We start from the raw sequence: 410 nt of genomic DNA, 5'->3' as shown, positions 1-410 counted from the left end.
GCGACAGCACCGAGGTAGATGGAGCCGGGGAGGGTGATCCGGCTCAGGACGTAGTTCAGGTAGTCCGCGGTCGGCTTACCGGGGCGATACCCCGGGATGAAGCCGCCGAACTTCTTCATCTCGTCCGCGCGCTCCTCCGGATTGAAGGTGATCGCGACGTAGAAGTAGGTGAAGAACACGATCAACGCGAAGTAGATCGACACGTAGACCGGGTTGCCGGGATTGACCAGATACTTCTGGATCAGCTCCTGCCACTTGGCCGGATTGCCCGAGCTCTTCTGGGTCAACTGCGCCAGCAGGTTCGGCAGATACAGCAGCGAGGAGGCGAAGATGACCGGGATGACACCGGCCTGGTTCACCTTCAACGGCAGATAGGTCGAGGACCCGCCGTACATCTTGCGGCCGACCAC

The 410-nt window shown here is 61.0% G+C and carries 1 protein-coding gene; it reads right to left on the bottom strand.

The genetic code is table 11. The features are described from left to right. On the bottom strand, positions 1 to 410 hold a 410-nt coding region (locus tag ON43_RS05740), incomplete at both ends, for a preprotein translocase subunit SecY (RefSeq protein ID WP_040804392.1).

This window comes from Nocardia concava NBRC 100430 (assembly GCF_000308815.1).
GTDB lineage: Bacteria > Actinomycetota > Actinomycetes > Mycobacteriales > Mycobacteriaceae > Nocardia > Nocardia concava.
The sequence above is the reverse complement of the archived record's forward strand: the minus strand, read 5'-3'. Positions and strand labels throughout refer to the sequence as shown.